The organism is Methanoregula sp., from assembly GCF_002835825.1.
Lineage (GTDB): Archaea > Halobacteriota > Methanomicrobia > Methanomicrobiales > Methanospirillaceae > Methanoregula.
Genome location: NZ_PIZH01000091.1, coordinates 1 through 6,774, shown reverse-complemented (window position 1 = coordinate 6,774; position 6,774 = coordinate 1). Strand labels below are relative to the sequence as shown.

The following is a 6,774-nucleotide window of genomic DNA, read 5'->3' as shown; positions in this document are numbered from 1 at the left end:
GGTCCCGGGTCACCGGCTTTTTTAGCTTCTTTAGCTTTTATTACCGGTTTTATTACTGGTATTGATCAAGCCCTCTGGTTTGCATTCTGAAATTTGCAAAAACAGGGGGAGGTGTTGTTGTTACTACTATGAGAGGAAAGGAAATCCGTCTGGAACGAATCATGAATCGCAATACGAAGAAGACCATCATCGTGCCCATGGACCACGGGGTCTCGGACGGCCCGATCCCGGGGATCATCGACATGGGCCAGACCGTCAACCTGGTGGCTGATGGAGGGGCGAACGCGGTGATCGGGCACGTGGGGCTTGCGCTGCACGGCCATCGGCAGGGCGGCCGGGACATCGGGCTCATCCTGCACCTGTCGGGCAGCACGAAGCTTGCGCCGGACCCAAACGAGAAGGTGCTCGTCAATACCGTGCAGAACGCCCTCAAGATGGGGGCCGACGGGGTCTCGATGCACGTGAACATCGGGGCCGAGTCCGAGGCGCGGATGCTAGCGGACTTAGGAAGCGTTGCCGTGGAGTGCATGGAGTGGGGGATGCCGCTCCTTGCGATGATGTACCCGCGGGGAAAGAACATTGCAAAGGCAAACGACATCGACCACGTCAAGCTCGCCGCGAGAGTTGCAGCCGAGCTCGGGGCCGATATCGTGAAAACGGTGTACACCGGTGATCCGGAGAGTTTCCGCGAAGTGACGCGGGGCTGCCCGGTACCGGTCGTGGTGGCCGGAGGAAGTAAGACCGATGACCGCACAACACTGGAGTTAATCGAAGGCGCAATGGCCGGAGGTGCAGCAGGCATCTCGATTGGCAGGAACGCCTTCCAGCACCGGACACCGGACCGGTTCGTGAAGGCAGCAGCGTGCATCGTGCACGGGAACAAGAGCGTGGAAGAAGCACTGGCAATACTGAAGTGATTGAAATGATTGGAAAGGACATCAGGATCGAACGGATAATGGACAGGAACACGGGCAGGTCGGTCATCGTGCCGATGGACCATGGGTTCTCGATGGGACAGATCGACGGCCTCTTAGACATGACAAAAGTCATCTCGGACGTGAGCGACGGGGGAGCAAACGCGATCATCCTCCACAAGGGGCTCGTGAAGCGCGGCCACCGCAGGCATGGCCGGGACATCGGCCTCTTCATCCACCTCTCGGGCTCGACCTCGCTCAACCCGGACCCGAACGACAAAGTGCAGGTCTGTTCCGTGGAAGAGGCGATCGCGCTGGGCGCTGACGGCGTCTCGATCCACATCAACCTGGGATCGCCAAGCGAGTCGAAGATGCTCGAGATCGGCGCCAATGTTGCACGGGACTGCACCCGCTGGGGCATGCCGCTCCTTGTCATGTGCTACCCGCGGGGCAAGGGTATCGACTCCTTCTCGCCCCAGTCGGTCGGCCACGCGGTACGCGTTGCAGAAGAACTCGGCGCGGACATGATCAAGACCAATTACCCGAATGACCCCGAAGCTTTCCGGAAGATTGTGAAGGCATGTTCGGTCCCGGTCTTCATTGCCGGCGGCGAGAAGACCGGCGACCTTGACTCGCTGAAGATCATCCGCGACTCGGTCAGTGTTGGCGGCGCCGGTGTCTGCGTGGGACGGAACGCGTTCCAGAGAAAGGACACGCAGGCCTTCGTCCACGCCCTCTGCCGGGTCGTGCACCACAATGTTGACCCGGCAAAAGCGCTGGAGAAAGACGCATGAAGCAGTTCTGGGTCGAGTGCCGGCCCTGGAACAAAGAGATCGCGACAACGGCAATCGAGAGCGGTGCGGACGCGATCCTTGTTGACAAAGCGGAAGATGTGAAACGCCTGGGCAGAATCACAACAATCGCCCCGGATGGCGACATCAAACCCGGAAGCGACATCACCGAGTGCACGATCACGGACAAGGCGAGCGAGAATGCGGCAGCGGAAGCCGGCAAACACAAGCCGGTCATCGTCACCACGAGCGACTGGACGGTCATCCCGCTTGAGAACCTCGTGGCGCAGTCCGATAAGATCGTTGCGAGAGTCAAAGACGCAAAAGAGGCAGCGCTCGCCCTCCATGTGCTGGAGAAAGGCACATACGGCATCCTCCTCAAAACGGACAAGCCCGCAGTGGTAAAGGACGTCGCGTCCCTCATCAAATCGCAGGCCGGAAAGGTCGGGCTCATCTCCTTCACGGTCACGAAGATCCATCCCGTGGGGATGGGCGACCGGGTCTGCGTGGACACCTGCTCGATCCTCTCTGACGGCGACGGCATGCTGATGGGGAACACCTCGTCCGCGATGCTCCTCGTCCATGCCGAGACGCTCGAGAACCCGTACGTTGCCCCGCGCCCGTTCCGCGTGAATGCCGGCGCAGTCCACGCGTACATCCTCCTGCCGGACGGAAAGACGGCGTACCTTGCCGACCTCACGATCGGCGGTTCGGTGCTGGTCTCGGATGCAAAAGGCCAGGCACATTCCGCGATCATCGGCCGGACCAAGATCGAGAAAAGGCCGCTGCTCCTCGTGGAAGCTGCTTCAGGAAAAGACAAGGTGAGCCTCATCCTCCAGAACGCCGAGACCATCCGCCTCGTGGGTGAAGACGGGAAAGCGATCTCGGTCGTCCAGTTAAAGACCGGCGACAAAATTCTCGGCACCGTGCTCGAAGGCGGCAGGCATTTTGGCATGGCCGTCAAAGAGACGATCCGCGAGAAATAACATGAAAGTCGGAATCATCGGCGGCACCGGGAAGATGGGGAGACTGTTTGTCCCGGTCTTCGAACGGGCAGGGTTCGATGTCCTCGTATCGGGCCGGAAGACCGCGCTCAGGAATGAAGACCTTGCAAAGGACTGCGACATCGTCATCGTCTCCGTCCCCATCCACGACACGTGCCGCGTCATCGCGGAGATCACCCCGCTCATGAAAAGCAACCAGCTCCTCTGTGACTTCACGTCGCTCAAGGTCCGGCCCGTGGAAGCCATGCTCGCCTCGAAAGCGAGCGTCATCGGCCTCCACCCGATGTTCGGCCCCACGGTCAGTTCCCTCAGAGGCCAGACAATCATCGTCTGCCCGGCCCGGACTGCCGACACCTGGACAAAGACCCTGCGACAAATCTTTGAAAACGAAGGAGCATCGTGCACCGTCACGACACCGGAGGAGCACGACCGGATGGTCGCCGTGGTCCAGGGCCTCACCCACTATGTCACGCTCTGCATGGCCGACACCGTGCGGAGACTGGGGATGGACATCCGCGCAACGCAGGCATTCACGAGCCCCGTGTACCAGATTGAGCTCTCGCTCATGGGCCGGCTCCTCTCGCAGGACCCCGCGCTCTACGCCGACATCCTCCAGCAGAACCCGTTCGTGCCGGACGTGATGGCCGGCTGCCGGGCTTCCGCAACCGAACTTGCGGAGGTCGTGAACAGCCATGACCCGGAGCTCTTCCGGCAATTCTTCGAGCGGAACAGCCGCCACCTCGGGAACTACTGCGAGGAAGGCCAGAAGATGACCGATACCCTGATCAACTGCATGGTGGAGAAATGAAGATACTCACGCTCGGGCCCGAGGGTACGTTCTCGCACGAACTGGCGCTGAAGCTCGCAACAAAGAAGGACGAGATTATCCTTCTCCCCACGATCCGGAGCATCATGGCCGCGGTGGAACGCGGGGAAGGCGACGGGATCGTTCCCATCGAGAACTCGGAGGCGGGCGGGGTCGGCGAAACGCAGGACGGCCTGGCGCGGTTCCCGCTCTTCATAACGGCCGAGATGTACCTGCCCGTCCACCACAACCTCGCCTCGCTCGTGCCGATGAAGAAGCTGCGGGTGATCTATGCGCACCCGCAGACGCACGAGCAGTGCAGTGACAAGATCGAGACGTGGGGACTGCCGGTCATCCACACGAGCAGCAATGCATCGAGCGCCCGCGAGGCAAAGAAGACGCCCAATGCCGGGGCCATCCTCTCGGAGACAGCAGCAGCGCTCTACAAAATGCCCGTCATCGTGCACAACACCGAGAACAGCAGGACCAACACCACGCGCTTTGTCCGGATCGCAAAAGAACCGGCCCAGAACAAAAGACCGGAAAAGTGCAGCGTCTTCATCGACCCGAGCACCGACCGGTCCGGGCTCCTCCACGACCTGCTGGAAGTCTTTGCCAGCCGGGGGATCAATCTCTCGCGGATCGAGTCACGACCGTCGAAACGGGGGATCGGGAACTATGTCTTCTTCCTCGACCTTGCGTGGACAAAAAAGACTCCCGAGGCGCTCGCTGCGCTGAAGGAAATTACGGAGATCAAGGAGCTCGGCTGCTACCGGAAGACAGAGGTCCCGCTATGAAGAAGATCATAAAAAAGGCCGGGAAGGTCAGCCTCACGTTCGCTGCCCCGCCATCGAAGAGCTTCACGCACCGGGCCCTGATCGCAGGAGCGCTTGCGGACGGGAAGACAACGCTCTTCCGCCCGCTTGATTCCGAGGATACACAGTATACAGCAACGGCCCTCCGTCGCCTTGGTGTCGCAATCGAGGAGCAGCCGAACCGGCTCATCATCACCGGCTGCAATGGCGCGTTCAAAGACAAAAACCCGACAACGCTCGACCTCGACAACTCCGGCACCAGCCTCCGGCTCCTGACAACGCTCGCCCTGCTCTGCAACAACCCGGTTGTCCTCACCGGCAGCGCAAGGATGCAGGAACGCCCGATCGGGCCGCTCGCGGAGGCACTTCCCGCCATCGGGGGAACGGTCAGATTCCAGAAGCAGCCGGGATACCCGCCGCTGGAAGTGAGCGGGAAGCTCCGCGGCGGGCCCGTCGGGATCGACGGCTCGGTCAGCAGCCAGTTCATCTCTTCCATCCTCATGGCCGCTCCCTATGCAGAGAAGGAGGTCGTAGTCACGATCCCGTCGCCCCCGGCATCGGCCTCGTACCTCGACATCACCCTCGCGGTGATGGAAGCATTCGGGGCGAAGGTGGAACGGAAAGGGTACGAGCGGTTCTCGGTCAGCACCCGCAACCACTACAAAGGACGGCGCTACGCGATTGAGGGAGATTACTCCTCGGCCTCGTACTTCTTTGCCATCGCAGCGCTCTGCGGCGGCAAGGTGACCGTGACAAAACTCGCGCCGGACTCCGTGCAGGGAGACCGGAGATTCCTTGACGCTCTCGCAGAAATGGGCTGCACCGTCACGTACGGAAAGGACGCGGCAACGGTCGAAGGCACCGGCACACTCCGTGGCATCACGTTCGACATGTCTGCATCGCCCGACACCGTCCAGACGCTCTGCATGGTCGCGGCAAAGGCATCCACCCCGACCACCATAACCGGAATCAGTCATTTAAAGTTCAAGGAGAGCGACCGTATCAATGGAACCGCGGAACGCCTCAGAGCGCTGGGCGGGGACGTAAGCGTGAATGACAACTCGATCACCATCCATCCCGCCCCGCTCCACGGGGGCACCATCGACCCGGAAAACGACCACCGGACCGCGATGAGCTTTGCCATCCTTGGGCTTGCAGTCGGCGGGATGGAGATCGCGGGCGCGGAGTGCGTAAACAAGTCGTTCCCGGGGTTCTGGGATGCAATGAAGGGCCTCATACCATGAAACGGATCGTGCTGACGGGCTACCGGGGCACCGGCAAGACCGGGATCGGAAAGGAGCTTGCGAAGAAGTATTCCGTGCCGTTCATCGACACGGACGCCCTTATCGAGCAGAGGACCGGCAGGTCCATCCCCGACATCTGCCACGAGGATGGCGAAGAGCGGTTCCGCGACATCGAGCGTGAGGTGACCGCCTCGCTCCCGGCAGCAGACGCGGTCATCGGGACCGGAGGCGGGATCGTCACGGACCCGCGCAACATGGAAAACCTCCGGCGCGGCAGCACTGTCGTCCTCCTCACCGCGGACATCGACACGATCGAGAAGCGGATCAACCACTCGTCACGCCCCCCGCTCACGGGCCTGCCCCTCAGGGAGGAAATTGCCGTAATGATGGACCGGCGGCGGCAGAACTATTACGCATCCTCGGATTTCTGCTTCGACACGAGCGATACGACCGTGGAGACAGCGGCAGCAAAGATTGCCAGCCTCCTGCAGGCCGGGACAGCAGCAGCGGCAGCACGGAAAGAAGCGCTCGCGTTCTTCCGGAGCGGGAGGATTCCCGCACCTGCACTCCGTCGGCTGGAGGATCTCCTGCACGACCCGCCCTCCGATCCGCAGACCCGGCTTCTCGGGGTTGCTGGCTACCCGTGCGCCCACAGCAAAGGTCCCACCCTTTTCAACGGGCTCTTTGCCGAGTACGGCCTCAACTGCTTCTACACGCTCTTCGAGGACCCGGAGCTCGACCAGATTGTAGAGGTGGCAAAATCCATCGGTGCAAAGGGCCTTTCGGTCACCACCCCATTCAAACAGGATGTGATAACATACTGCGACGAAGTAGACGAGCACGCGGCGCAGCAGATCGGGGCCGTGAACACGGTGGTCTTTGCCTGCGGTGAGGCTATCGGGTACAATACGGATTGGCTCGGCATCCGGAAACCGCTCGTGACGATGAAGGGTTCAAAGGCCGTCCTGCTCGGGGCCGGCGGAGTCGCATCGGCGGCGGCCTACGCGATGAGAGATCTCGACATGGATGTCACCATCCTGAACCGTACCCCCGAACGGGCAAAGGAACTGGCAAAGCGCTTTGGCTGCCGGTGGGCGGCCTGGGACACGTTCGACACGATCCACCCTGACCTTTTCGTGAACACCCCCAACTTTGGCATGGAGCCGGACACCAAGAGCCCGCTCACGAAGAGCACCCTGAA

At 61.3% G+C, this 6,774-nt stretch carries 7 protein-coding genes; all 7 read left to right on the top strand.

What is annotated here, in order from left to right; translation table 11 throughout:
* Positions 1–128 precede the first annotated feature (128 nt).
* Positions 129–917: a 2-amino-3,7-dideoxy-D-threo-hept-6-ulosonate synthase gene (locus CW742_RS04910; RefSeq protein ID WP_292417287.1), complete on the top strand. Its 789-nt coding sequence runs from the start codon at positions 129–131 to the stop codon at positions 915–917.
* Positions 918–922: 5 nt separating this feature from the next.
* On the top strand, positions 923–1,708 hold the full coding sequence (locus CW742_RS04905) for a 2-amino-3,7-dideoxy-D-threo-hept-6-ulosonate synthase (protein WP_292417285.1): 786 nt from the start codon (positions 923–925) through the stop codon (positions 1,706–1,708).
* Positions 1,705–2,691, top strand: coding sequence for a 3-dehydroquinate synthase II (locus CW742_RS04900; RefSeq protein ID WP_292417283.1), 987 nt, complete (start codon positions 1,705–1,707; stop codon positions 2,689–2,691). Before CW742_RS04905 ends, CW742_RS04900 begins: the two co-directional genes overlap by 4 nt.
* A 1-nt stretch (position 2,692) precedes the next feature.
* Positions 2,693–3,517 (top strand): prephenate dehydrogenase/arogenate dehydrogenase family protein, encoded by an 825-nt coding sequence (locus CW742_RS04895; RefSeq protein WP_292417281.1) that lies wholly within the window; start codon positions 2,693–2,695, stop codon positions 3,515–3,517.
* Positions 3,514–4,311, top strand: coding sequence for a prephenate dehydratase domain-containing protein (locus CW742_RS04890; RefSeq protein ID WP_292417279.1), 798 nt, complete (start codon positions 3,514–3,516; stop codon positions 4,309–4,311). Before CW742_RS04895 ends, CW742_RS04890 begins: the two co-directional genes overlap by 4 nt.
* Positions 4,308–5,573: a 3-phosphoshikimate 1-carboxyvinyltransferase gene (aroA, locus tag CW742_RS04885; protein ID WP_292417277.1), complete on the top strand. Its 1,266-nt coding sequence runs from the start codon at positions 4,308–4,310 to the stop codon at positions 5,571–5,573. Before CW742_RS04890 ends, aroA begins: the two co-directional genes overlap by 4 nt.
* A partial coding sequence (locus CW742_RS04880) for a shikimate kinase (protein WP_292417275.1) occupies positions 5,570–6,774 on the top strand: 1,205 nt, incomplete at its 3' end. The genes aroA and CW742_RS04880, both read left to right, overlap by 4 nt.